This is a genomic window from Mycobacterium sp. E796, from assembly GCF_001672815.1.
Lineage (GTDB): Bacteria > Actinomycetota > Actinomycetes > Mycobacteriales > Mycobacteriaceae > Mycobacterium.
The window spans coordinates 1-22,724 of the sequence record NZ_LZKK01000160.1 but is presented as its reverse complement, the minus strand read 5'-3'; the positions used below and the strand labels follow the sequence as shown (position 1 = coordinate 22,724).

Annotated in this window: 21 protein-coding genes and 1 pseudogene; 14 read left to right on the top strand and 8 right to left on the bottom strand. The window is 67.5% G+C overall.

Annotation, left to right across the window (positions count from 1 at the left end; translation table 11 throughout):
- From A5706_RS11625 to A5706_RS11615, 3 genes are all read left to right on the top strand, one after another.
- Positions 1 to 1,277, top strand: a 1,277-nt coding sequence (locus tag A5706_RS11625) for a bifunctional 3-(3-hydroxy-phenyl)propionate/3-hydroxycinnamic acid hydroxylase (protein WP_068130446.1), incomplete at its 5' end; no start/stop codon positions are given.
- Entirely contained in the window at positions 1,277 to 2,173 is an 897-nt protein-coding gene (locus A5706_RS11620; RefSeq protein ID WP_068130440.1) for a hypothetical protein, read from the top strand. The genes A5706_RS11625 and A5706_RS11620, both read left to right, overlap by 1 nt.
- A 29-nt stretch (positions 2,174 to 2,202) precedes the next feature.
- Positions 2,203 to 2,793, top strand: coding sequence for a hypothetical protein (locus A5706_RS11615; RefSeq protein ID WP_068130436.1), 591 nt, complete (start codon positions 2,203 to 2,205; stop codon positions 2,791 to 2,793).
- Between the two features lie 664 nt (positions 2,794 to 3,457).
- Here A5706_RS11615 and A5706_RS11610 read toward each other — a convergent pair.
- Both A5706_RS11610 and A5706_RS11605 read right to left on the bottom strand, forming a co-directional pair.
- Positions 3,458 to 4,591 carry a PPE family protein gene (locus A5706_RS11610; protein WP_068130433.1) on the bottom strand — a complete coding sequence of 378 codons (1,134 nt, stop codon included), beginning with the start codon at positions 4,589 to 4,591 and terminating at the stop codon, positions 3,458 to 3,460.
- A gap of 15 nt (positions 4,592 to 4,606) precedes the next feature.
- On the bottom strand, positions 4,607 to 4,906 hold the full coding sequence (locus A5706_RS11605) for a PE family protein (RefSeq protein WP_068130430.1): 300 nt from the start codon (positions 4,904 to 4,906) through the stop codon (positions 4,607 to 4,609).
- Between the two features lie 330 nt (positions 4,907 to 5,236).
- Between A5706_RS11605 and A5706_RS11600 the strand changes: the two genes are divergently transcribed.
- Both A5706_RS11600 and A5706_RS11595 read left to right on the top strand, forming a co-directional pair.
- Complete coding sequence (locus A5706_RS11600; protein WP_068130427.1) at positions 5,237 to 5,830, top strand: carboxymuconolactone decarboxylase family protein; 594 nt, start codon at positions 5,237 to 5,239, stop codon at positions 5,828 to 5,830.
- A gap of 295 nt (positions 5,831 to 6,125) precedes the next feature.
- The gene (locus A5706_RS11595) at positions 6,126 to 7,676 is read left to right on the top strand and encodes a GAF domain-containing protein (protein WP_082964317.1); all 1,551 of its coding nucleotides are present in this window, start codon (positions 6,126 to 6,128) and stop codon (positions 7,674 to 7,676) included.
- A 37-nt stretch (positions 7,677 to 7,713) separates the two neighbouring features.
- Here A5706_RS11595 and A5706_RS11590 read toward each other — a convergent pair whose 3' ends face one another.
- Together A5706_RS11590 and A5706_RS11585 are read right to left on the bottom strand one after the other, a co-directional pair.
- Positions 7,714 to 8,907 (bottom strand): S1C family serine protease, encoded by a 1,194-nt coding sequence (locus tag A5706_RS11590; protein ID WP_068130424.1) that lies wholly within the window; start codon positions 8,905 to 8,907, stop codon positions 7,714 to 7,716.
- A 157-nt stretch (positions 8,908 to 9,064) separates the two neighbouring features.
- A complete protein-coding gene (locus tag A5706_RS11585) occupies positions 9,065 to 9,418 on the bottom strand; it encodes a response regulator (RefSeq protein ID WP_231985200.1) in 354 nt (117 codons plus the stop codon).
- A 276-nt stretch (positions 9,419 to 9,694) separates the two neighbouring features.
- Between A5706_RS11585 and A5706_RS11580 the strand changes: the two genes are divergently transcribed.
- Entirely contained in the window at positions 9,695 to 10,303 is a 609-nt protein-coding gene (locus A5706_RS11580) for a sigma-70 family RNA polymerase sigma factor (protein WP_068130420.1), read from the top strand.
- Between the two features lie 2 nt (positions 10,304 to 10,305).
- Here A5706_RS11580 and A5706_RS11575 read toward each other — a convergent pair whose 3' ends face one another.
- Complete coding sequence (locus A5706_RS11575) at positions 10,306 to 10,950, bottom strand: response regulator (protein ID WP_369831849.1); 645 nt, start codon at positions 10,948 to 10,950, stop codon at positions 10,306 to 10,308.
- Between the two features lie 239 nt (positions 10,951 to 11,189).
- Between A5706_RS11575 and A5706_RS11570 the strand changes: the two genes are divergently transcribed.
- Genes A5706_RS11570 through A5706_RS11560 form a run of 3 tightly spaced genes read left to right on the top strand, consistent with a single transcriptional unit; the run spans position 11,190 to position 12,997 of the window.
- Positions 11,190 to 11,945 carry a dienelactone hydrolase family protein gene (locus A5706_RS11570; RefSeq protein WP_068130414.1) on the top strand — a complete coding sequence of 252 codons (756 nt, stop codon included), beginning with the start codon at positions 11,190 to 11,192 and terminating at the stop codon, positions 11,943 to 11,945.
- A gap of 12 nt (positions 11,946 to 11,957) precedes the next feature.
- On the top strand, positions 11,958 to 12,233 hold the full coding sequence (locus tag A5706_RS11565) for a DUF6295 family protein (protein ID WP_068104395.1): 276 nt from the start codon (positions 11,958 to 11,960) through the stop codon (positions 12,231 to 12,233).
- Positions 12,234 to 12,256: 23 nt separating this feature from the next.
- The gene (locus A5706_RS11560; protein WP_068130457.1) at positions 12,257 to 12,997 is read left to right on the top strand and encodes a DUF427 domain-containing protein; all 741 of its coding nucleotides are present in this window, start codon (positions 12,257 to 12,259) and stop codon (positions 12,995 to 12,997) included.
- On the opposite strand, the gene A5706_RS11555 is transcribed toward A5706_RS11560, so the two are convergent.
- On the bottom strand, positions 12,948 to 14,270 hold the full coding sequence (locus A5706_RS11555) for a cytochrome P450 (RefSeq protein ID WP_231985192.1): 1,323 nt from the start codon (positions 14,268 to 14,270) through the stop codon (positions 12,948 to 12,950). The two genes, A5706_RS11560 and A5706_RS11555, sit on opposite strands and share 50 nt — an antisense overlap.
- A gap of 177 nt (positions 14,271 to 14,447) precedes the next feature.
- The gene (locus tag A5706_RS11550; protein WP_255406311.1) at positions 14,448 to 15,677 is read right to left on the bottom strand and encodes an NAD(P)/FAD-dependent oxidoreductase; all 1,230 of its coding nucleotides are present in this window, start codon (positions 15,675 to 15,677) and stop codon (positions 14,448 to 14,450) included.
- A 384-nt stretch (positions 15,678 to 16,061) separates the two neighbouring features.
- Between A5706_RS11550 and A5706_RS11545 the strand changes: the two genes are divergently transcribed.
- Entirely contained in the window at positions 16,062 to 17,468 is a 1,407-nt protein-coding gene (locus A5706_RS11545; protein WP_068130411.1) for an ammonium transporter, read from the top strand.
- A 15-nt stretch (positions 17,469 to 17,483) separates the two neighbouring features.
- The gene (locus tag A5706_RS11540; protein WP_068130407.1) at positions 17,484 to 17,822 is read left to right on the top strand and encodes a P-II family nitrogen regulator; all 339 of its coding nucleotides are present in this window, start codon (positions 17,484 to 17,486) and stop codon (positions 17,820 to 17,822) included.
- An 8-nt stretch (positions 17,823 to 17,830) separates the two neighbouring features.
- On the opposite strand, the gene A5706_RS11535 is transcribed toward A5706_RS11540, so the two are convergent.
- Complete coding sequence (locus A5706_RS11535) at positions 17,831 to 18,991, bottom strand: methyltransferase (protein WP_082964313.1); 1,161 nt, start codon at positions 18,989 to 18,991, stop codon at positions 17,831 to 17,833.
- Positions 18,992 to 19,480: 489 nt separating this feature from the next.
- On the opposite strand from A5706_RS11535, the gene A5706_RS11530 reads away from it, so the two are divergent.
- The 3 genes and pseudogenes from A5706_RS11530 to A5706_RS11520 all read left to right on the top strand — a co-directional run.
- The gene (locus tag A5706_RS11530; protein WP_068130405.1) at positions 19,481 to 20,560 is read left to right on the top strand and encodes a YncE family protein; all 1,080 of its coding nucleotides are present in this window, start codon (positions 19,481 to 19,483) and stop codon (positions 20,558 to 20,560) included.
- Between the two features lie 128 nt (positions 20,561 to 20,688).
- Positions 20,689 to 22,317: a long-chain fatty acid--CoA ligase gene (locus A5706_RS11525; protein WP_068130402.1), complete on the top strand. Its 1,629-nt coding sequence runs from the start codon at positions 20,689 to 20,691 to the stop codon at positions 22,315 to 22,317.
- A 97-nt stretch (positions 22,318 to 22,414) separates the two neighbouring features.
- Positions 22,415 to 22,724, top strand: a pseudogene (locus A5706_RS11520) (dihydrodipicolinate reductase); the annotation flags it as partial.

The following is a 22,724-nucleotide window of genomic DNA, read 5'->3' as shown; positions in this document are numbered from 1 at the left end:
GCACCGACCCCAGCGCCAACGGCTACCCGCAGATGAACATGTTCGATCAGCCGGAGCTGGAAGCGATGATGCGCACCAACCTCAAGCGCTACCCGCACGTCACGCTGCACGGTGACGTCGAGGTCACCAGCGTCACCCAGAACAAGCACGGCAAGGTGCGCGTCAGCTTCCTGGACCGGGTGCGCGGCGGCCAGCATTCCGTCGACGCCAGCTACGTGCTGGGCTGCGACGGCGCCAACAGCATCGTGCGGGCCTCGATCGGCTCGCACATGTACGGGCTGCCGTTCCAGCAGGAGTGGATCGTCATCGACGTCGACACCGACGCCGACCTCGACCAGTGGGAGGGCTGCCACCAGCTGTGCAGCCTGGAGCGGGCCGGCACCTACATGCGGGTCGGGGAGACCCGGTACCGCTGGGAGTTTCGGCTTCTCGACGAGGAGAGCGCCGCGGACTACCAGACCATCGAGCAGATCGAGCCGTTGATCAAGCCGTGGCTGGGCGACGTGCCGGCCGAGCAGTTGCGCCTGGTCCGCGTCACCGCCTACACCTTCCGCGCACAGGTCGCCAGCAGCTGGCGCGACCGCAACGTGTTCGTGCTCGGTGACGCCGCCCACCTCACGCCGCCGTTCGTCGGACAGGGCATGGCGGCCGGTCTGCGTGACGCGCTGAACCTGACGTGGAAAATCGCTGGCGTGCTGAGTAATTCGCTGCCCGACAGCGTGCTGGACACCTACGAGCAGGAGCGCAAGGCCCACGCGGCCGCCATGATCATGATGGCCGTGTCGGTCGGAGCGGCGATGACGGGCGGCGGCACGGCCGGCGACCTGGTCCGCAAGGTGGTGTTCCCGCGGTTGCAGAACCTGCGCCTGCCGGGCACCCGCACCAGCGCCGCCGACGGCGTTGCGCCCGGGTTGCACCGGTCGGAGATGGTCGTCAAGTCCCGCGTGCCGGGGGGGCTGGCCGGGACGCTCTGCCCCAACCCGGTGCTGCGCGAGGGCGTGCGCCTCGACCAGGTTGTCGGCAACCGCTTCGCGTTGGTCACGTCGGCGTGGTTGAGCCCGGCGCAGCAGAAGGAGCTCGACTGCCGAGGGGCCATCGTGGTCTCCGTGTCGCGCGAGAGCCAACTCGGCCGCTGGCTGCGGGCAGGCCGGGCGACCGCGGCCATCGTCCGACCGGACGGCGCGGTCATGCAGGCCGGCAAGGACATTCGTACGCTGTGCGATGCGGTGCCGTCGTTCTCCGTCGGCGCTGCCGCGGAAATCGAAAGCGAGCGCTGATGACCGAGCTGCTGGTGCTCAACGACGGCAAGCAGGAGATGCAGGCGGTGTCGTTGGATGGTGCCCGGGTGCGGACCCTGATCGCCGGGCTGGACGAGAGGCCCGACGGTCTCGTCGTCGACCAGGAACGTGGCCACATCTACTGGACGAACATGGGCGCCCCCGATCCCGGGGGCGACCCACGTTCGGAAGTTGCCTACGCCCGCAACGGGTCGCTGGAGCGCGCGGATCTGGACGGAACCAACCGCGTCACGATCGTGCCGCGTGGCGCCTTCACCACGGGCAAGCAGCTCGCGGCCGATTGGCAAGCGGGCGTGCTGTATTGGTGCGACCGTGAGGGCATGCAGGTGCTGACCTGCAACCTCGACGGGAGCGGCCTGCGAGCCCTGGTGGTGCCGGCAGTTGGTGACCAGGCCGCGCGCGTGATCAGCAACCAGCCGGTCGGCATCGCGATCGATCTGGATCGGCGCCTGCTGTATTGGACTCAGAAGGGCGCGCCGAAAGCGGGTGAGGGCAGGATCTTTCGCGCCCCGCTCGATCTGCCGGCGGGCGTCAGCCCCGAGCACCGCGACGACGTCGAGCTGCTGTTCAAGGACCTGCCCGAGCCGATAGATCTGCACCTCTTCGGCGGTACGACGCTGGTGTGGACGGATCGCGGCGCCGAGCCCGGCGGCAACACGCTCAACCGCGCGCTGGTGGAGCCGAACGTCGGCATGCCGGAGATCCTGTCTCGCGGATACCACGAGGCGATCGGTGTCGCCGCGCTCTCCGAGTCCGAGTTCTACGTCGGCGACCTCGGCGGCAGCATCCGTTACGTCAACCTCGACAGCGGCATCGACACGGAACTGGTGCACCTGGGCTTCGGGCTCACGGGCCTCGCGCTTGCCCAGACTTGATCTGCTCGCCGTGGTGAAAGGTGGCAAATGTGAGCGGGTGGATGGACCTCTGGCACAACGTAACTCCGGGACAGGGGACCCTGCTGGGCGGCGCCTTCGTCGTCCTGGCGGGCATCATCGCGTTCGGTACGGGTTCGCTCGACCGGAGGTCAGAGCATAAGCGCTTCCACTACGAGGAGATGAAGCAGCTCTACGCCGAAGCCCTCAGGATCGGCAGGGACCTGGAGATTCTCAAGGCGCTGCCGCCCGACGTCCGAAGGGAAGCCCTCGCTGAAAAGGCCGAAGCGATCGATCGGGTGATCAGCGAGCTCGCGCTCACCGGGAACTTCAAGACCGCAGATCTCGCCATCGCTTACGCGTACCAGCAGTCCGTCCAGCTGGCGGAGTGGGTAAGGCAGGTCGAAACCGACGAGGGTTTGACCGGGCGACTCGACATGTGGCTGGACAATATGCCCGAAGGGCAACGAGCGGCCCTTAGGACGTACGAGGACGTTAAGGTCAGGCGTCAGGACGTGGTGCAGGCAGCGCGCAAGGAGCTCGGCCTCTACGTGCCGGTGTGGTCACGCTACCGGCGCATGCTGCGCGAAAGCGTCAATAGTGCGCAGTTCCCGCTGAACTGACGGCGGCTGACACAATTCTTTAGGCTGCTTCGAGGGTTACCGAAAGCGAAAGATGTCGGCGAATGATGTTGTTGACGGCCCATTTCGGTCGGCCACTGAGGTGGATGCGGTCGACGCGTTCGATTAGCGCGCGCAGCATGCGGATGGCGGCCGTCTCCAGGCGGGCTAGGGCTTGGCCGGTACACGCGTGCGCGCCATTGCCGAAGCCGAGGTGTCGGGGTGCGGACGTGGCGATGTACAGCTACCCGGGGGTGGCTGCGGCGGCCAGCAGGGACGACATGTCGGCCGTCGCGGGCGATGCTGAAGTGGTAACTGCCGGGCGGCGCGTTTACCATCGCCCGGCAACCGCGATGGCGGCCAAAGCGTTTGTGGGACAGTCTCGTCGGACGTGGCGGCCGTTCTGGACGGGAATGACGGAGAAGGGCAGGTATCACCGATGTTGACCGTCTTGCTGGTGATGCTGCTGTTGAGCACCCTCGCGTGGGCCTTGCATGACAGTCGCACTGTCGTCGAGCGGCACACGGGAGTCCCGCGGCGATGACCGGCGCGCCAGCCCGCTCGTGACCCGCTTGATCCGCCATGGCCACCGGTCGCGGAGCGGCCGCGCCGAAATAGCCGGTGGCCCAACGCTGTCTGAGCCGCTTGGCGCGGGCGTGCTGTCGCGCTATCCGATATACCTTTGACGCGGAAGCATGGTGGGCCGCATCAACGATCGCAGGGTCGTTCCGTCGGCCGCCATCGACCTGGCCCGGGCGGCCCCGCCGGCCGCCAAGGTCGCCGGGGCGCCCGCCAGGCTGACCGGCGGGGCCATCTCCCCGAGGTCGGTTTCGCTGACGAGGTTGACTGGCAACGCGTTCGGCGAACTAGAGGCCGCGGAAGTGAGCGTGCCCCACCTTTGTGGGACCGACAGCGCGCCTAAACCGGCCGCCCGACCCATCTCGGCGGACACCGATCCGCCCAGCTGGACCGGGCCGAAGGCGGAGCCCAACGATCCGAGGGTGCTCGCCACCTGGCCGAGCCCGGTGCTCACGTCGGTCAGTGCCGCTGCCGTCGAGTCGACGGCGCTCGTGCCGGAACTCGAAAACAAGGAGGCTGCCGCCAAGATGATCGAGGGGATTGTCGCGAACGCGCTGATTCCGGAGTTGATGTGGTCGGGCGCCAGCGCGTTGTTGATGTCGTCGGCGATCAGCTGGACGATCGTGTCGATTGACGGAAGGGTCGAATTCGCGGTGGAATTGCTGACCGCGGCGCTTTGCGTGCCCACACCGGCCGGGTTGGTGTTCTGTCGCGGCGCGGTGAATGGCGTGAGCGTCGCCGCGGCGGCCGAAGACGCGGCATACGAGTACATGGCGGCGGCGTCCTGAGCCCACATCTCGGCATACTGGGCCTCGGTCGCCATGATGGCCGCGGTATTGATGCCCAAATAGTTCGTCGCAACCAGCGTTGCCAACTGCGCGCGGTTGGCGGCGATGAGCGGCGGTGGCACCGTGGCCGCGAACGCCGCCTCGAACGCCGTCGCGGCGGCGTGCGCCTGATTTGCAGCCTGCCCGGCCTGCGATGCCGCGCTACCCAGCCAGGTCACGTAGGTCTGCGCCGCGGCGGCCATCGAGGCCGATGCCGGCCCCTGCCAGCCGTCCGAGGTCAGTCCGGACACCACCGCGGCGTACGAGGAGGCCGTCGAGTACAGGTCCGCGGCCAGCTTTTCCCAAGCGGTCGCGGCGGCCAACATCGATCCCGGGCCGGGTCCGGAATAGATTCTGCCGCTGTTGATTTCCGGCGGCAGCGCTCCGAAGTCCATGTGTCAGACCGGCTCTCAGCGGGCGTCGGCCGCATTGGCGGCCTCGGTGGCCGCATAGGAACCGGCGGAGGTCTGCAAGGTGGCCACGAACAGTTGATGCATGGCCACGGCCTGCGCGCCGACCTCCTTATACAACACGCCGTGCGCGGTGAACGCGGCCGCGGTCAGTGCCGATACTTCGTCGGCGGCAGCCGGCACCACGCCCGTTATGGATTGCGCGACAGCAGAATTCGAGGCGGTCATCGCCGACCCGATTGCCGCCAGCTGTCCCGCGGCAGCGGTCAGCGCTTCGGGCCGTGTGGTGACGAACGGCATTTTTGTTCTCCCGGTCCGGATTTGGTGACTTGGTTCACTGGCACGGGACACGCGAGCATCTCGGCAGCCAAGCTCAACTCGTAGCATCGCCGAGGCCGGCGTAGATGTCGTCCGCGCTAGCGTCCCCTTTGACTTCTGGCTAGCTGTAATTATTTTGACCGACTCGCCAGCCGCACCCTTGCGACCGTCACTGCGGCGCAGCGTGGTTCAGCGCGGGATGGGTTGTCCTGGCGGGTCAATTCCGGTTACCGGTAACGACATCAGGGTTTGATGGCGGCATGCTTAAGGCCGGTGGTTCGTGACAGGCCAGGCCCAAATGCAGGAGGACTCATGGCGGTTGATGACGGCGGCCTGGGCGGGCGTCTTCGGCTGTACGAGCGTGCGGCGCTCGATCCGGCCCAGCGGGAGCTCTTCGACTGGCTCACGAATGTGGCGGTGCCATGGGCGGAGGCCGCGAAGTTCCGGGCGCGCACCGATGCGGGCCGGCTGATCGGTCCCTTCAACCCGGCCCTGCTGACCCCGGCCATCTCGTCCGCCTTCCTGCAACTCGCGGTAACCGAGCAGACGAACACCTCGCTGAGCAAACGCTGCAGGGAGGTCATCATCCTGTCGGTCGGCGCGGTGTGGCGGGCCCCCTATGAGCTGTACGCGCATTGCGCGGTCGCCGGGCAGGCCGGCCTCCCCGACAAGACGGTGCGCACACTGGCCGACGGCCGACTTCCGGACGATCTGACCAAGGACGAGGCCGTTGCCCACCTTGTCGCCCGCGCACTGTCGGTCGAGCACCGCCTCGACGACACGCTATATCGTGAGGCGGAGGCGGCGCTTGGCCCGGCAGGGGTGATGGAGGCCGCCGTCCTGACCGGCATCTACCACACCGTGTGCGCGATCCTCAACGCCTTCGAGATACCCGCGCCCGGCTAAGCGTTCGGCGTTCTGGCGGTGGTGCGGCCGGCCTACCTGCTAGCCGGTACGCGCGGTTGAAGCCAGCAGCGATGTGAAGCGGCTGACCCTTGCCGACACTGGATTGAGGCGCCCCCCGAAACAATCGAGCGCCGCCACTGCCGAAGCCGGCGGGATGGAGTTTCGCTGTGGAATCGAGCCAATCGCCCCACCACGGCCCAACCGTCGCCCAACTCGCGCGTAAGCCAGGGAAGCAGTGATCGCCTGTGCGCCGGCACCACCGGCTGGACGCGCTACCGATCGAGCCGTGCCTGTGATGACCCCCAACGAGTGGTCGACGATTCCCTTCCAGCCTGGGCCGAGACGCCAAGACGCGCGGTCATCGCTTGCGCCGAGATGTCCGACGTGGCTCGGGAAAATCGTTGCCGCCACCTTGATCGTCGCCGAAACCATCGTGGTCCGGCTGCTTTCCGCGGTTGCGCCCCACAGCACTTTGGGCGCGCTGTATCTCTTTGGCGTGCTGGTCATCTCGTCGTTCTGGAACATCGGTCTGGCGGTGTTGACGACGCTGGTCAGCGCGGTGGTATACCTGCAGATCCACCTCGGTGCCGGCCTCGGCGCGCTGCCGTCGCACCCCGCGCAGCTTCTGCCGCTCGCGGTTTTCCTGCCCCTAGGCCTCCTGACGAATGTGCTGGCGGGCCGGGCCCGGCTGCGCACGGCGGAATCCCGACGGGCGGCGAATCAGGTCAGCCGATTGGCGCAGCGCCAGACGGCCCTGCGCCGGGTGGCGACGCTCGTCGCCCGCGGTGTTTCGCCGGCCGAGGTCTTCACCGCGGTCGCCGACGAGGTCGCCCGCGCGCTGCGGGTGCAGAACTGCGTGCTGGTCCGCTACGTGGGGAACGACTCGTGTGAGGTGGTCGCCGCCCACGACAAGGCCCATTTGGACAAGATCCCGGTCGGCGGGGTGTTCCCGCTGGACGGTGACAACGTCGCGGCGATGGTGTTTCAGAGCGGCACGACCGCCCGGATGGACAGCCACGAGCATGCGGCCGGCCCGATCGCCGCCGTGGTCCGCAGCGTGGGCATTCGCTCGGCGGTGGGTGCCCCCATCGAGGTGGACGGCCGGCTCTGGGGCGCGGCAGTCATCGCCTCCTCGGGACCCGACCCGCACCCGCCCCATACCGAGGAGCAGCTGGCGGATTTCGCCGAGCTGGTCGCGACCGCGATCGCCAATGCACAGGCGCGCGATGAGCTGATGGCTTCACGGGCCCGCATCGTCGCCGCCGGTGACGAGGCCAGGCGTCGCATCGAACGCAACTTGCACGACGGTGCGCAGCAGCGCCTCGTCACGTTGCGGCTGCGCCTTCAGGCTCTGCAGGCCTCCCTGCCCGCCGACGGCCGGCTGCAACATGAGATCGTCGAACTCGCCGACGAAGTCGCGGCGGCGAGCGAGGAACTACGTCAGCTCTCCCGCGGCATCCATCCGGCCGTGCTCTCCAATGCCGGCCTGGGCCCCGCGCTGCGTGCCCTGTGCCGCCGTTTCGCCATGCCCGTCGAGCTACGCGTCGACGTCCCGCGGCGATTGCCCAAAACCGTCGAGGTGGCGGTCTATTACGTCGTCGCGGAGGCGCTCACGAACGCCGCCAAGCACGCGCACCCGTCCCGTGTCACTGTCGCCGTGGAGGCCGATGACGGGCGGGTGCGCCTGTGGATATCTGACGACGGCATCGGTGGCGCCGATCCGCGGGGATCCGGGCTGATCGGGCTCAGGGACCGGGCGGAGGCGCTGGGCGGTCGGTTGGATGTCACCAGCGGCCACGGCGAGGGCACTACGCTCACGGCCGAAATCCCTTGCGTGCCGGCCTGAACGGCCGCGCGTCGGTTCGCGCTCTCGATGTAGCTCGCTACTGCCGACCCTTGTCGGTGCCGAGGGTGACCCGGGCGGTCATCGGCACACCCGAACTGTGCACGAACGCGAGCGTGACCGAGGCCCCGGGTTCCCTGGATTGCACGGCGGCCACCAAGGTGGCTCCGCTGTCGATGATCTGGTCATCGACCTTGGTGACGAGCGCGCCGACCTCCAATCCGGCCGCCGCACCGGGGCTTCCGGCGTCCACCCCGGTGATCCTGGCGCCGAGGGCGCCGGCATCGCCGGTCGCTTGCACACCCAGCCAGCCATGCGATGCCCGGCCGGTCGCGACCAGTTCGGCGGCGATGCGTGCGGCGTGGTCGACGGGAATCGCATAGTTCAGACCGATCGATCCGTGGGCTGTGCTGCCCGCACCCTCCGCGCCGGGCAGCACCGCCTCGGCGGCGTTGATGCCGACGAGAGCGCCATTCATGTCGACGAGTGCACCACCGGAATTCCCCGGATTGATCGCCGCGTCGGTTTGGATGGCGTAGTACGCACTCAGCGGGCTGCCCGGGTCAATCGCGGGACTTACCAACCGATTCAGCGCGCTGACGATGCCCGCGGTGACGGTGCCGCGCAGCCCGAGTGGAGACCCCACCGCCGCGACGGGCTGACCGACACGCAGCTCCGCCGACGAGCCGACCGAGATCGGGGTCAGGCCGGACACGTCCCGAGCCCGCCCGATCGCAATGTCGCTCATCGGGTCGGTGGCGATCAGGTCGAACGCCGCGGTGCGGCCGTCGTTGAGGGTCACCTCGGTGTCCGCCGGCGGCCGACGGCCATCGCTCATCGGCACCACGACGTGGTTATTGGTCATGATCAGCCCGTCGGCGGTGAGGATCACGCCCGAACCGAGCTGAGAGCGGTCGCCGACATTGAATTTCAGCGTCACCACGCTGGGCAACACCTTCGCGGCCACCTCCTGGACCGAGAACGCGCCGGAATTGGGCCCGGAATTAGGCAAAGCCAATGCGAAACTGGAATCCACTGACGACCTCCCGACCGCGGGCGGGTGGGCAAGCAACGCTACGGCGGCGCAGATCGTCGCGGCGAACAGCGCGACCTCCGCTCCACGCAGCAGCAACAACCCGCCGCGCACCAACCGCTTCCGGCGCGGGGGCACCCGGTGCGACGAGTGCCGGCCGGACGGCGGCATCAGGCAGTAGCAGCCGTCAGCAACAGACATGAGTACTTTTCCTCATCTCGAATACGTCGAAGGCCATGGGGCTCAACGACATCGGTTCGGCGCTGTACGCGCTGGAACCGCTGATGTCCAGGATCGCGGTTGGGAGCGCGGCTGTCGTTACCGCCACCGTCCATTCCGCTATCGCGCTAGCGGGTAATTAGACGGCAAGCCCCAGGGCGTCGCGGATCGCGGCACCCGACAGGGCCGCCTTGGGAATGAATGCCAAAGCCGGGCTGGCCGCGACCAACTCAGAGAAATCCTCTTCGGCGTGCGTGGAGATCAGGATCGTCGGCACCTCGAAGCCAAACCCATTGCTGTGCAGCAGCTCGACGACCTCGAAACCGCTCTCCTCGCCCAGATCGATATCGACGAGCGTCACGTCGGGCCGAAGGTCCTTGACACATTTGAGCCCCTCCGCGGAGGAGTTCGCCACCGCGACCACGTCGATTCCCTGGTGCTGGAGCAACCGCGTCGCGGCGTCGAGGAAGTCGCGATTGTCATCGACAATCACGCAACGCGTTCGCGCACCAGCAGTCACCAGTCCAGTGTGGGATAGCCGCGACCAGATCGCATGGAGGCTAGCAGGAAATCTATGGCGGTTCGGGAAGGTTTCGCCGGGACGGCGTCGTGAGTCGGCCGGTTGCTACCGGCTACCGGTAATGCCTGGACTGCGGCTGACGGCAACCCCCTACGGTTGCCAGCGGTGCAGACGCGGGTCAGCGCAACGGCAATCGTAAGGCGTGGAGCCGATAAGGCGCCGTTCAGCCCGCGACACGAAAGGCGCACCATGACCCTGCCAGCGGAATTGACTGCCCACGCGGATCCCGGTGCCGGGTTCGAAAGCCAAGTGACGCCCCTGCTCGGCGACCTACACCGGCATGCGCTGCGGATGACCCGGCACCACGCCGACGCGGAGGATCTCGTCCAGGACACGATGGCGAAGGCCTTCGCGGCCTTCGACTCCTTCCGGCCGGAGAGCAACATCTCGGCCTGGCTGTATCGCATCCTGGCCAACACCCACATCAGCAACTGCCGCAAGGCGCAACGCCGGCCGGTGCAGCATCCGCCCGAGGGCATTACGGATATCCACTACCTGATGAGCGCCGCACACTCGGGCACGGGTCTGCCCTCGGCGGAAGATCAGGCCCTCAAGCGCTTCGGCGATCAGGACGTCATCGCCGCGATGCGTGCCCTGCCCGAGCAGTTCCGCGCCACGGTGTACTACGCGGATGTGCAGGGCATGCCATGCAAGGAGATCGCCGCGATGATGAACGCACCGGTCGGCACCGTTGTGTCCCGGCTGCATCGGGGACGGCGGCGGCTGCGCGGGATGCTCGGTCAGTCGCGCCACGACCAAATCCGCGGCGCATCAAGGGAACTGGTGCAAACGGCGTAACGTCAGCGTGAGTCGAGAAATGTGATGACCGCGCGGACGCGACGGTGGTCGTCGTCGGTTTCCGGCAGCCCGAGTTTGGTGAGGATGCTGCGGACGTGCTTTTCCACCGTGCCCTCCGTCACCCAGAGCCGTCGTGCGATGCCGGCGTTGGAGCGGCCCTCGGCCATCAGCTCCAGCACCTCCAACTCGCGCGGGGACAACGCCGACAGCGGATCGTCTCGGCGCCGCCCGGACACCAGCTCCTGCACCACCGCGGGGTCGACCACCGAAGCGCCTTTGGCGATCCGCTGCAAGGTGTCGACAAAATCGGCGACATCGGTGACGCGGCTCTTGAGCAGATAGCCGATGCCGCGACCGCTGGCGAGCAACTCCATCGCGTGCTCCACATCCACATGCGCCGACAGCACCAGGATCCCGGTGTCGGGGAGTTCCTCGTGGATCACCCGTGCGGCCTCGAGACCTTCCGTCGTGTGCGTGGGCGGCATCCGGATGTCCACCACCACCACGTCAGGAGTGGTGTTGCGCACCAGCGCCAGCAGCTCGACCGCGTTGCCCACCTGACCGACGACGCTGAATCCGGAGCGGTCCAGCAGGCTGGCCAGTCCCTCCCGCAGCAGGGTTTCGTCGTCGGCCACCACCGCGCGCAGCGGGGCCGGCTCGCTGCCCGCCTCGGCGGCGCTTGTTTCCGTTGTCAATGCCGTGTCCTTCCGCATCGCCGCTGAGGAACCATCTTGCCCCTTGCCTTACCCGTTTTCCAGCAATTACGCGGGCCCTGGAGTCGGGTGGCGACGCCTGACATTCCGCGTCGTCAGGACGGGGTCGGCTCTGCCGTGGCGCGACTCGGCTACGTTGGGTTTCGTCGGAGCCAGCCCCTCGAGGAGTTGCGATGAACGCACCCAGCCCGGACGCGATCCGCGCGGAAACCATCACCATCACCGGCCACGGCGGCGACGAGATCGAGGCCTACCGCGCGTCGCCACTGGCCGACGGGTCGCGCGGCGGCATCGTGTGGATTCACCACATGCCCGGCTACGACCGGGAAACCAAGGAGTTCGTGCGGCGGCTCGCGGTCAGCGGCTATCACGCCGTCGCCCCCAACCTGTATTCGCGCGAGGCGCCGGGCGCCGCGCCCGACGACGCCGCCGCGACGGTGCGGGCCGCCGGCGGGGTGCCCGATGAGCGTCTGGTCGGCGACGTCGCCGGCGCGGTCGAGCACCTGCGCTCCTTGCCGGGCGCCAACGGGAAGTTCGGCGTCATCGGGCACTGCTCGGGCGGGCGGCACGCGTACCTGGCGGCGTGCTCGCTGCCGTTCGACGCCGCGGTGGACTGCTACGGCGCGTTCATCGTGGAGGACCTACCGGAGGGCATTCCCAAGGCCATGCAGCCGATCCTGCACCTGGCGCCGAAGCTGAGCTGCCCGCTGCTGGGGCTGTTCGGGGCCGACGACAGGTTCCCGGCGCCGCCCGCCGTGGCCACCCTGGACGCCGAGCTGACCAAGTTCGACAAGCCGCACGAGTTCCACTCCTATGAGGGTGCGGGCCATTCATTCTTCTCCGTCGACCGGCCGGCGTACCGGCCGGAGGCGGCCGTCGACGGCTGGCGGCGCATCGACGAATTCTTCGCCACCCATCTGAAAGGCTAGGCGTCCCAGCACATGTGCACATACCTCACCGAACACGTGCGGATCGACGGCAGCGGCAAGGGAAAGAGCGGCTGGTTCGGCGCCAGCCGCGCCACGGTGTACGTCGACCATCCCGTCCACGCGCCCTACGGCCACACAGTCAACATCGACGTGATCAACCCGGAGCTGGGCCCGGCGGCGCGCGTCGCGCTCGAACTCACCGAAGAGAGCGCCCTCGCGCTGGCCGACGCCATCCACAAAGCGATCGCGAATGCGCCTGCCGGGCTGGCCTCGAAGGACCAGCCGTGAGGGCCGAGCGGGACTACCCGCAGATGGCCGCCACCCGCGGGCGCATCGAGCCCGCGCCGCGCCGGGTCCGCGGCTATCTCGGCCACCACTTGGTCTTCGACACCACCGAGGCCCGCTATGTGTGGGAATTGCCTTACTACCCAGCGTATTACGTGCCGCTGGCGGATGTCCGTACGGAGTTCCTGCGCGACGAGGAGCACCCGCAGAAGGTCCAGCTCGGTCCGTCTCGGCTGTACTCGCTGGTCGGTGAGGGCCAGACCCATCCGTCGGCGGCGCGGGTGTTCGACGACGGCGACGGCCCGGTGGCGGGCACCGTGCGATTCGAATGGGATCCGTTGCGGTGGTTCGAGGAAGACGAGCCGATCTACGGCCACCCGCGCAATCCGTATTCGCGGGTCGACGCGCTGCGCTCGCACCGGCATGTCCGCGTCGAGCTGGACGGAATCACCCTCGCCGACACCGCGTCCCCGGTGCTGCTGTTCGAAACCGGCCTGCCCACAAGGTTTTACATCGACACGACCGACGTCGCGTTCGAACACCTTGAACCCAGCCCGACGCAGACGCTCTGCCCGTACAAGGGCGTGACATCGGGCTATTGGTCGGTGCGAGTGGGCGATACCGCGCATCCGGATTTGGCGTGGACGTATCACTACCCACTGCCGGCGGTCCACCAGATTGCCGGCCTGGTGGCCTTCTACAACGAGAAGGTCGACATCACCGTCGACGGCGTGGCGTTGCCCCGGCCGCAGACGCAGTTCGGCTGACCACGAGCTTGACGTCGCGCCGCGGGACGACGGCGATGCCGCGCGGCACCGAACGCGGCGGATGCCTGTGGCGTTCTCGCCGCGGCATCGTCAGCTCCGCCGAGCGCATGATGGTGCCCACCGCGACGGCCATTTCATGGCTGGCGAAGGCCGCGCCCAGGCAGCGCCGGTGCCCGCCGCCGAAGGGCAGGTACTCGAACGGTGTCGGGTTGTCGACGAGGAATCGATCGGGATCGAATCGGTAGGGGGCGTCCCATAGGTCGGTGCTGAAATGTATTGCGGGCAATGCGATCCCGACGATATCACCAGCGCGATAACGCACCGAACCGATGGATTGCGGCTCGATGAGCTTGCGCAACACGATCGGCACCGCGGGGTGCATCCGCAGTGTCTCCTTGATGACGGCGGACAGATAGGGTAGTTCAGGCATCTCGTGCGGCGCGGGACTGGCGGCGAGCTCGTCGACGAGTCGCGCGCGGACGCCGGTGTCGCGGTGAATGTGGTACAGCGCCCACGCCAGTGCCGCGGCCGTGGTGTCGTGGCCGGCGATCACCATGGTCCGCAGCTGTTGCTGGAGGTCGTCGTCGTCGAGACCCAGTCGCGAGTGGTCGTTTTCGCGCAACAGGTTGCTCAATACCGCATCGTCGCCGGGACAGCTGCGGCCATGGTTCATCTGGCCGGTGAGCATGCTCTGGAATTCCGCGCGCAGGCGCACCAGCCGGGCCCACGGGCCCAGGCCGGCGAAGCTTCTGCGCAGGGCCGGCACCAACAGCAGCGATGCGGTGTTCGCGTTCATCAGCGCGGACACCACGCCGGCGTACTCATCGACGCGCTCGTGGTCCACGCCCAGCACCGTCTCGACGATGATGCTCAGCGTGATCGCCCGGGTGGTGCGGTGCAGCGCCACCCGGTCACCAGGCCGCCACGACTCCACCTCGGCAAGCACCGCCCCGGCGATCGCGTCCGCGCGCCGGCGCAACTGGGCGCCGTGGAACGCCGGCGACAACAGGCGGCGCTGCCTGCGATGGTGGTCGCCGGAGGTCAAGATCACCGAATCCGGCCCCACGATCGGCTCGATCGGATTGGGCGTCGGCGCACACAGGGTCTCGCGCGGCGTAGTCAAAAGCTGCCGAGCGCCCTGCGCGGTAGCGACGAAGTGCACGGGACCGAGGCCCGGGAACATCACCACAAACGGGTCGCGCCGGTCGGCGCAGCGACGAAAGTAGGACTCGGGATTGAGTCCGACGCGCAGCGACCGCGCCCAGTCGCGCAAGAGACGTACGCGCGCGTCCGGCAAATCCGTCCGCGCGGGCGGCCTCGCCGCTGTCTGTAATTGCGTCATACCTACTTGACACGAGCCGCCCGATTGGTTAGTTCAACGAAACATTTTGCTCATATGTTGAATAGCGCTGGAAATAGCCAAAATACGAATATATTAGGTTAGCCGAAGTCACCGCGGATAACGCGACGGCGCGGCGGTTTCGAGTTCCGCGGCGATGAGTCGGGCGACGCCTCTGGACTGCTTGGCGACGTAGCCGAGCAGCCCCGGGCGAGATTGGAAACCGATGAACCGCAGGCCCGACGCGGCCGGTGTTTCGCCGGTGGCCAAGGGCAGGCCGCGCTCGTTGAGCACCCCGAGGTGACCTACGACGGGTTCCAGCCCGCGCCGGTAGCCGGTCGCGCAGATGACCGCGTCCGGTTCCAGGCGGCGCCCGTCGACCAACCGGACACCGCGACCGTCGAATCGCTCGATGGTCGGGACCACCTCGAACGAACCGTCGCGGATCGCGTCGATCACATCCCGGTCGACGATCGCGGGTGCGCGGCCCAACCGGATCCCGCGGGCGAACACGCCCTCGGTGGGTGTCGGCAGTCCGTAAGCCGCGAGGTCTGGAATGCTCAACCGGCGTCCCAGCGTCGCCAACGCATCGGCGAGCCGAACGGGCGCGCGGAAAAGCGGCGTCGCGATCAGGTCCGAGGGCAGCCCGCCCGGCAACGCGCGCAGCATGATGTTCGGTGCCGTACGCACCGCCAGCCACGCCTTCCGCGCCCCGCCGGTGGCCACGTCATGGACGATCTCCAGCGCCGATGAACCCGCCCCGACCACGAGAACGCGCTCGTCGCGGTAGGGGGCGGGGTTGCGGTATGCCGACGAATGCAGCACGCGGCCCTCGAAGCCGTCGAGGCCCGGCCACGGGGGCATCAGCGGCGTGTGCTCGTATCCGGTCGCCATGACCACCTGGCGGCAGGCGATGTCGCCAGATGTGCTCCGCAACAACCAGCCGTCGCCGTCGCGGTCGATGCGGCAAACCTCGGTGCCCAGCCGCAACTCGATCCCATCGTCGCGGGCGTGCCTTTCGAGGTGATCGACGACCTGATCGCGGGTCGGAAAGAGCGGAGTGCCCTTGGGATACGGCCGGCCGGGCAAATGCGAAAACTGCTTGCAGGTATTGAGTTTCAGCCTGTCGTAGCGCCCCCGCCAGGCCGAGGCCACCGCGTCGGCGCGGTCGATCAGCAGTGGACGCACGCCACGGTCGCGCAGGCTGAGCGCCATCGAGACCCCCGCGGCGCCTGCGCCGACGACGACGACGCCGTGCTCCGATGTTTCGGCCCTGACGAGCTTCAGCGCGTCCGCCGCACCGCTGCGCCGCGAATCCCGTTGCATAGCTTTCCTGTCCACCGGTGGCCAGCATGCGGCCCTTGGTGGGCCTGAACGAACCGGCCTATATAACTCCGACGATGTTGCGGCACAATTGGTTCAGCACGACGTCGCCCGGTGGACGCCAACCGCCCTATTCTACTCATGTGAAATTGCTTGGTGTTCAAGGAGATTCCCGCGTGCGACACTTGCCCCGCCGTGTCGGTCGTAGCGCAACGGCCAGCTAACACCCCATGCTGCCGATGCCCGAAGGGGCCGCCATGGCAATTGGCACTTGAAATCAGGATTTAAACAATTGAACACACGCCCGAAACATTCCGGGCAAAGGCTTCACCCGTCTACGGCGTCACTTCGCACCGCAGCTGCTTTACAGCCCGCTGGCTCGAATTGAGGTGTGTCTGAACCATGTTGCCTTATCCCGACTGGCTGAACCCCGGAGACAACGCCTGGCAATTGGTGGCCGCGACTCTGGTCGGCCTGATGAGCATCCCAGGCATCGCCGTGCTCTACGGCGGCATCGTGCAGAAGAAGTGGGCCGTCAACACCATGCTGATGGCATTCACCGGATTCTCGCTGGTGCTGGTCGTATGGGTGCTGTGGGGCTTCAAGATGGGGTTTGGTGAGCCCCTCAAGCTCGGCCCCGGCATCCTGAGGGCCGCGGTCGGGATTCCGCACACCATCCTGGGCACCGACAACCAAGGACAGGCCGTTATCCCGCTGTTGGACGGCACCATGCCGAAGTTCCGCTTCTCGGAGACCACGCTGGCGTACTTCCAGTTCGTTTTCGCCGCCATCACTCCGCTGCTGTTCCTCGGCAGCGTGGTCGGCCGGATGAACTTCAAGGTGTGGCTGATCTTCGTGCCGCTGTGGTCGACGTTCGCCTACTCGGTCAACGCGTTCCTGGTGTGGGGTGGCGGCTGGTGGGGACAGGCGGGCGCGTTGGACTTCAGCGGTGGGTACGTGATCCACCTGGCCGCCGGAACCAGCGGATTCGTCGCCGCAGCCGTGATCGGCCCGCGGCTCGCGCGCGACCGGGAACGCGCGGTGCCCAACAACCTTCCGATGGCCGCGGTCGGCGCCGGCATCCTGTGGCTGGGCTGGAACGGGTTCAACGGCGGTGACCCGTATTTCGCCGGTGCCGACGCCTCCCTGGCGGTGATCAACACCAACCTCACCACTGCGGTCGCGCTGCTCACCTGGGTGATCTGGGACATCTTCGCCAGCAAGGCGCGCAAGCCGACCTTCCTGGGCGCGGTCAACGGCATGATCACCGGGCTGGTCGCCATCACCCCTGCGGCCGGCTACGTCAACAGCTTCGGCGCGATGATCATCGGCGTCGTCGCCGCTTCCCTGGTCTGGATGTCGTGGAACTGGCTCGGCCGGACCAGGCCGTTCAAGAAGGTCGACGACGCCCTCGGTGTGATTCACACCCACGGCATGGCGGGCTTGGCGGGCGGGCTGCTTGTCGGGGTCCTCGCCGACCCGAAGGTCGTTGTGTACCTGGGTGGCAGCACCGGGACGGACGTGACCTTCGCCGGTTGGCTGTATGGCCACCATCCCAAACAGATTCTGATCCAGTTGGGCGCCGCGGCCACGATCATCGTCTGGGACGCGCTCGTCACGTTCGTCATCCTGCGGGTCCTTGGCCTCTTCATGAAGTTGCGCATGCCCGACGAGGTCCTCGAGACCGGCGACGTCGGTGTGCACGACGAGGAGGCCTACCCCGACGAGGGGCTCGTGACGGGCCGGCGGGTCGAGCCGGTGACGGCTACGCGCGCTGCGTCGGCGACAGCCGAAACCGCCGACGAATGAGGTGGTGATAACGCCATGAAGCTGGTCACCGCGATCGTCAAACCGTTCACGCTCGATGACGTCAGGCACGCCGTGGAGGCCGCCGGCGTGCTGGGCCTGACCGTCACCGAGGTCCAGGGGTACGGCAGGCAGCGGGGGCACACGGAGGTGTACCGCGGGGCCGAGTACGCGGTCGAGTTCGTGCCCAAGGTCCGCGTCGAGGTCCTGGTCGACGAGGCGTTCGCCGACCGCGTGGTCGACGCGATCATCGGCGCCGCGCGCACCGGCAAGATCGGCGACGGCAAGGTGTGGGTTTCACCGGTGGAGAAGGTGATCCGCATCCGGACCGGCGAGCGCGACCACGACGCGCTCTGAGCGGTGCGTCAGGCCGACGTCGGCAACCGGCCCGGCTTGTAACCGAACACCGCCGAGGTGGGACCCACAAGGTGTCGCACCTTGATCCGGGTGAACCCGCCGGCGCGAAGCATCTCCTCGCAGGCGGCGGTGGAGGCTTCGTAGCCCTCCCGCGACTCCATCATGATGTTGAGGCTGGACAACAGGCTCAGGTAATTGTTGCCGCGGTTCTTGCGCCGCCCGGACCGAATCATCGCGTCGTACACGATGATCGCGCCGCCGGGGGGAGTGGCCGCGTAGGCCTTCGCCACCAGTTCCTGGCGGATCTCGTGGTTTCGCCCGTGGAACACGTGACCGAACGAAAGCACGTCGGCGCGCGGCAGCGGACCTTCGAGGAAGTCCCCCTCGACGAAGGCCAATCGGCGGTCCAGGTCGAACGATTGGACGTACTCCTCGAATATCGGTCGTACCGCAGGAAAGTCGAAACCCGTGCCGCGCAGGTGACGGTGGGTCAGCGCGACCCGCACCGGAAACGCGCCTTGGGCGCAACCGATATCACAAAACGTGCGAAAGCGCTGCCACGGGAACCGAGCCGCCAGCAGCGTCGCCTCCCCGGTCGAGATGCCCGTCATACCGGCCAGAAAACCCTTGAGTGCCAACGGATCACGGTGAAGCATGGAGAAGAACTCGTTATCGCCGCGTTCCTCCTCGGCGCCGGGACGGCCGGTGCGCAGGAGGTCGTCCAGGCTCGACCAAAGGCCGTAGAGACGCTTGCTCGACAACTCCATCAGCCCACCGACATAGCTCGGCTTGGTCCGGTCGAGGAACATCGCGCTGCGAATCGTGTTGGCGTACCGGCCCGCTCGGTCGCGTCGCAGCAATCCGGCGGCGACCAGGGCATCCAGCGCCGTGACCGCGGCACGCGGGTGCCAGCCGAGGGCGTCGGCCAGTTCCTGCTCGGAGGCCGGCCCGTTGCCCAACTCGGTGAAAACGCCCGATTCGACCGCCGAAAGGATCAGTCGTGAGGACCAGAAGGACATGCCCATCCGAACGATGTCCTCCGGGCCGCCGAAGCGGCGCAACAGGGGGCCAAGGATGGGGTTCTGGAAGGCGCGCATCAACCGGCGTTCGCGGCGGATGTCCTGCGGGTGGTTGCGTACTGACGGCGTGGCACCTACGTCGAGCGTCATCGTGGCAAGCCCTTCCGGTTGATTCCGGGTCTTTGCGGTAGACGTTGCCGGCGGCTCGGTGGTTCAGCGGACAGGTCCCTTGGCGAACACGAAAACGGCGGTCGATAAATTGCTTTAGGGCCGGTGACGCGCTCAGGCAAAAAAATGTGACATTCACCTCTTTGACCGATTCTTTTTAAGATTTTCCTTATTTATGGACGCCTGTCCACTCGTCTTCGCCTTTAGCTGCATGGCCGAAACACCCTGGCCACCAAGGCGGTTTGCTTTCGCCGCCGGATCGACCACTATTAATTGTTCGACCCCGATCGCGGCGCGATCGCCCCTATTCGAGTGACGTGGATCACACCACCTGCCTGGAAATATTTTTGCTTCGAATTTGGTCAGTAAAATTTGTTAAAAGCAATCACCTCCGGGCGCTGCAACGCGGTTCATCCAAGCCGCGTCCCGGGCGCACCAGACGTACCACGAGCGAGCGAAGGCGGTGCCGGCATGCGCGGCGTGAACCACCGGAAGCACAACGGCGAGGACCAGTCCATCGAATTGGCCACGGCACCGGGATTTCCGATTGTCACGCGGATCGCCCTGGGCCAGGGTCCGATCAGCGCGATCGTCGCCACCCCGGGGGACGGCCGACTGATGGTGGCCAACTACGGCTACGACAGCGTCTCGGTCATCGACGCCCACGCCTGCCGCGTCGTGCAGACCGTTGCCGGCCTGCCGGAGCCCTTTGCGCTCGCCGTCGGCCGCCGCGACGCCAACCGCGCATACGTCAGCACCGCGACGGCGGCATATGACGCGATCGACGTCATCGACCTGCCGACCAACACCGTGATCTCGACGCATCCGCTGGCGTTCAGCCTCAGCGACCTGGCGGCCAGCCCGGACGGCGACTCCGTCTACGCCAGCCGCAACGGCGCCGCAGGTCCCGACGTCGTGGTCCTGGACACCCGGACCGGCGGCGCGGAGGAGATCGTCCTGCCGGGCCGCCCCGGGACCACCACGGAATGTGTGCGGTCCAGCGCGGACGGGAGCCGCCTCTACGTGGCGACGAACGGCCCCGGCGGGGGACAGCTCGTCGTCATCGACGCGCACGCGCCGGCCTCCAGCCGCGTCCTGAACACCGTCGAGATCGGCCTGCCCATCCGCGACCTCGCCCTCAGCCCCGACGGTGCAACCGCCTACGTGGCCAGTTGCGCCCCTGAATTGGGGGCGGTGATCGACTCCGTCGACACCTGGACCGCGAAGATCATCGGCACCAGCAAGATCAGCGAGATCTCCGGCATCCTGACCCGCCTGACGCTCAGCCGCGACGGTGATCGCGCCTACCTGGTCAGCGACGACGGCGTCACCGTGCTCTCCACCCACACGCACGACGTCGTCGGCATGATCCGGGTGGCCGACGAGCCGTCGTGCGTGGTCGAAAGCACCGACGCCAGGTTCCTCTACATCGCCGACTACTCCGGCGCGGTCACCGTGGTAGGGACCGCGGCAGGCGCCGGGTCCGACAGCGAACCGGCGGCCGAGTGGGCAGTGCCCGAGCTGCTGCCGGCCGAACCGGCCCTCGCGTAGTAGCCCCGCAAACAAGCTCGCAAACAAGCGTTGTCGGGGGAACCCGTTTTCTCCTAGCAGTGCGCGGCGATAACATTCGCCCGACCGCACACGAGGCGGTGCCGCGTCGAGGGTAAGGCGGTACAGCGATGGACAGCACGATGCAGGACTATCCGCTGACGATCGCCGCGATCATGCGGCACGGCTGCGGCATCCACGGGGAACGCACGGTCACCACCGCAACGGGGGACGGCTACCGGCGAACCACCTACCGCGAGCTGGGCCAACAGGCCGGCCGCCTGGCGAACGCGCTGCGCCGCCTCGGCGTCGCCGGGGACCAGCGCGTCGCGACTTTCATGTGGAACAACGCCGAGCACCTCGCGACCTACCTCGCGGTGCCGTCGATGGGCGCGGTCCTGCACACCCTCAACATCCGCCTCTTCCCCGAGCAGATCGTCTACGTCGCCAACGAGGCCGAGGACCACGTCGTCGTGGTCGACGCGTCCCTGGTCAAACTGTTGGCGCCGGTTCTCCCTGAACTCAAGACCGTGCAGGCCGTGATCGTGGTCGGCGACGGTGACACGGCGGCGCTGGAGGCATCCGGCAAGACCGTGCTGTCCTACGCGGAAGTGCTCGGCGCCGAATCGCCCGATTTCGACTGGCCCGAGATCGACGAGCGGTCCGCGGCCGCCATGTGCTACACCAGCGGCACCACCGGCAACCCGAAAGGCGTTGTCTACAGCCATCGTTCGAGCTTCCTGCACGCCATGGGCGGATGCACCACCAACGGCATCGGCGTCGGGGCGGTCGACAGCGTGCTGCCGATCGTGCCGATGTTTCACGCGAACGCCTGGGGACTGCCCTACTCGGCGCTGATGGCGGGCGCCGACCTGGTGCTCCCCGATTGCCACCTCGACGCCCGCTCGCTGATCGGCATGGTCGAAACCCAGCGGCCCACCGTCGCCGGCGCCGTGCCGACCATCTGGAACGACGTCCTGCACCGGCTGGAGGACGAACCCGAACACGACATGTCCTCGCTGCGCCTGGTGGTCTGCGGCGGCTCAGCCGTTCCGGTGTCGCTGATGCGCACGTTCGAGGAGAAGCACGGCGTCCAGATCCGTCAGCTGTGGGGCATGACGGAAACGTCGCCGATGGCCACCATGGCGTGGCCGCCGCCGGGAACGCCCGAGGACCAGCACTGGGCGTTCCGCGCGACGCAGGGCCAACCGGTGTGTGGGGTGGAGATGCGCATCGTCGACGACGACGGCGCGGTGCTGCCCAACGACGGCACCGCCGTCGGCGAGGTGGAGGTCCGCGGCCCGTGGATCACCGGCTCCTACTACCTGGGCCACGACGACTCCAAGTTCGACTCCGGCTGGTTGCGCACCGGCGACGTGGGCCGCATCGACGAACGAGGCTTCGTCACGCTGACCGACCGGGCCAAGGACGTCATCAAGTCAGGCGGCGAATGGATCTCGTCGGTCGAGCTGGAGAACTGCCTGATCGGGCACCCGCAGGTGCTCGAGGCCGCGGTCGTCGGGGTTCCCGACGAGCGATGGCAGGAACGGCCGCTGGCGGTCGTGGTGGCCAAGCACTCGTCGGTGAGCGCCGAGGAGCTGCGAAAGTTCCTCGCGGACAAGGTGGCCCGGTGGTGGCTGCCCGAGCGATGGACATTCGTCGAGGAGATTCCGCGCACCAGCGTCGGCAAGTACGACAAGAAGGCCATCCGGGCGCGATACGCCGAGCATGGCTACTGGGTGGTCGAGTCGCGCAACTGAAGGGACGGCTCTCGTGCACGAGCAGACGCAAAAGCCCCCATTTTCAGTCCAAAAAGGGGGCTTCTGCGTCTACTCGCGAGGAAGGTGAGGTGTCTTCATGAGCCTGCGTGTCATCCAGTGGGCGACCGGGTCGGTCGGAACGGCGGCGATAAAGGGCGTGCTGGAACATCCCGACCTCGAACTCGTTGGCTGCTGGGTACATTCGCAGTCCAAGGCCGGTAGGGACGTCGGCGACATCATCGGCACCTCGCCGCTGGGCGTGACGGCGACCAACAGCGTCGACGAGGTGCTCGCGCAGCCCGCCGACGCGGTCATCTATGCGCCGTTGCTGCCCAGCGTCGAGGAAGTCGCCGCGCTGCTGCGCTCCGGCAAGAACGTGGTCACGCCGCTGGGATGGTTCTACCCGA

Coding starts and splice junctions, on each gene's coding strand:
- A5706_RS11590 (WP_068130424.1), bottom strand. CDS start 8,907: ATGTCTGTTGCTGACGGCTGCTACTGCCTGATGCCGCCGTCCGGCCGG.
- A5706_RS11595 (WP_082964317.1), top strand. CDS start 6,126: ATGACCCCCAACGAGTGGTCGACGATTCCCTTCCAGCCTGGGCCGAGA.
- A5706_RS11545 (WP_068130411.1), top strand. CDS start 16,062: ATGTTGCCTTATCCCGACTGGCTGAACCCCGGAGACAACGCCTGGCAA.
- A5706_RS11600 (WP_068130427.1), top strand. CDS start 5,237: ATGGCGGTTGATGACGGCGGCCTGGGCGGGCGTCTTCGGCTGTACGAG.
- A5706_RS11525 (WP_068130402.1), top strand. CDS start 20,689: ATGGACAGCACGATGCAGGACTATCCGCTGACGATCGCCGCGATCATG.
- A5706_RS11535 (WP_082964313.1), bottom strand. CDS start 18,991: ATGACGCTCGACGTAGGTGCCACGCCGTCAGTACGCAACCACCCGCAG.
- A5706_RS11580 (WP_068130420.1), top strand. CDS start 9,695: ATGACCCTGCCAGCGGAATTGACTGCCCACGCGGATCCCGGTGCCGGG.
- A5706_RS11565 (WP_068104395.1), top strand. CDS start 11,958: ATGTGCACATACCTCACCGAACACGTGCGGATCGACGGCAGCGGCAAG.
- A5706_RS11605 (WP_068130430.1), bottom strand. CDS start 4,906: ATGCCGTTCGTCACCACACGGCCCGAAGCGCTGACCGCTGCCGCGGGA.
- A5706_RS11560 (WP_068130457.1), top strand. CDS start 12,257: ATGGCCGCCACCCGCGGGCGCATCGAGCCCGCGCCGCGCCGGGTCCGC.
- A5706_RS11570 (WP_068130414.1), top strand. CDS start 11,190: ATGAACGCACCCAGCCCGGACGCGATCCGCGCGGAAACCATCACCATC.
- A5706_RS11540 (WP_068130407.1), top strand. CDS start 17,484: ATGAAGCTGGTCACCGCGATCGTCAAACCGTTCACGCTCGATGACGTC.
- A5706_RS11620 (WP_068130440.1), top strand. CDS start 1,277: ATGACCGAGCTGCTGGTGCTCAACGACGGCAAGCAGGAGATGCAGGCG.
- A5706_RS11530 (WP_068130405.1), top strand. CDS start 19,481: ATGCGCGGCGTGAACCACCGGAAGCACAACGGCGAGGACCAGTCCATC.
- A5706_RS11610 (WP_068130433.1), bottom strand. CDS start 4,591: ATGGACTTCGGAGCGCTGCCGCCGGAAATCAACAGCGGCAGAATCTAT.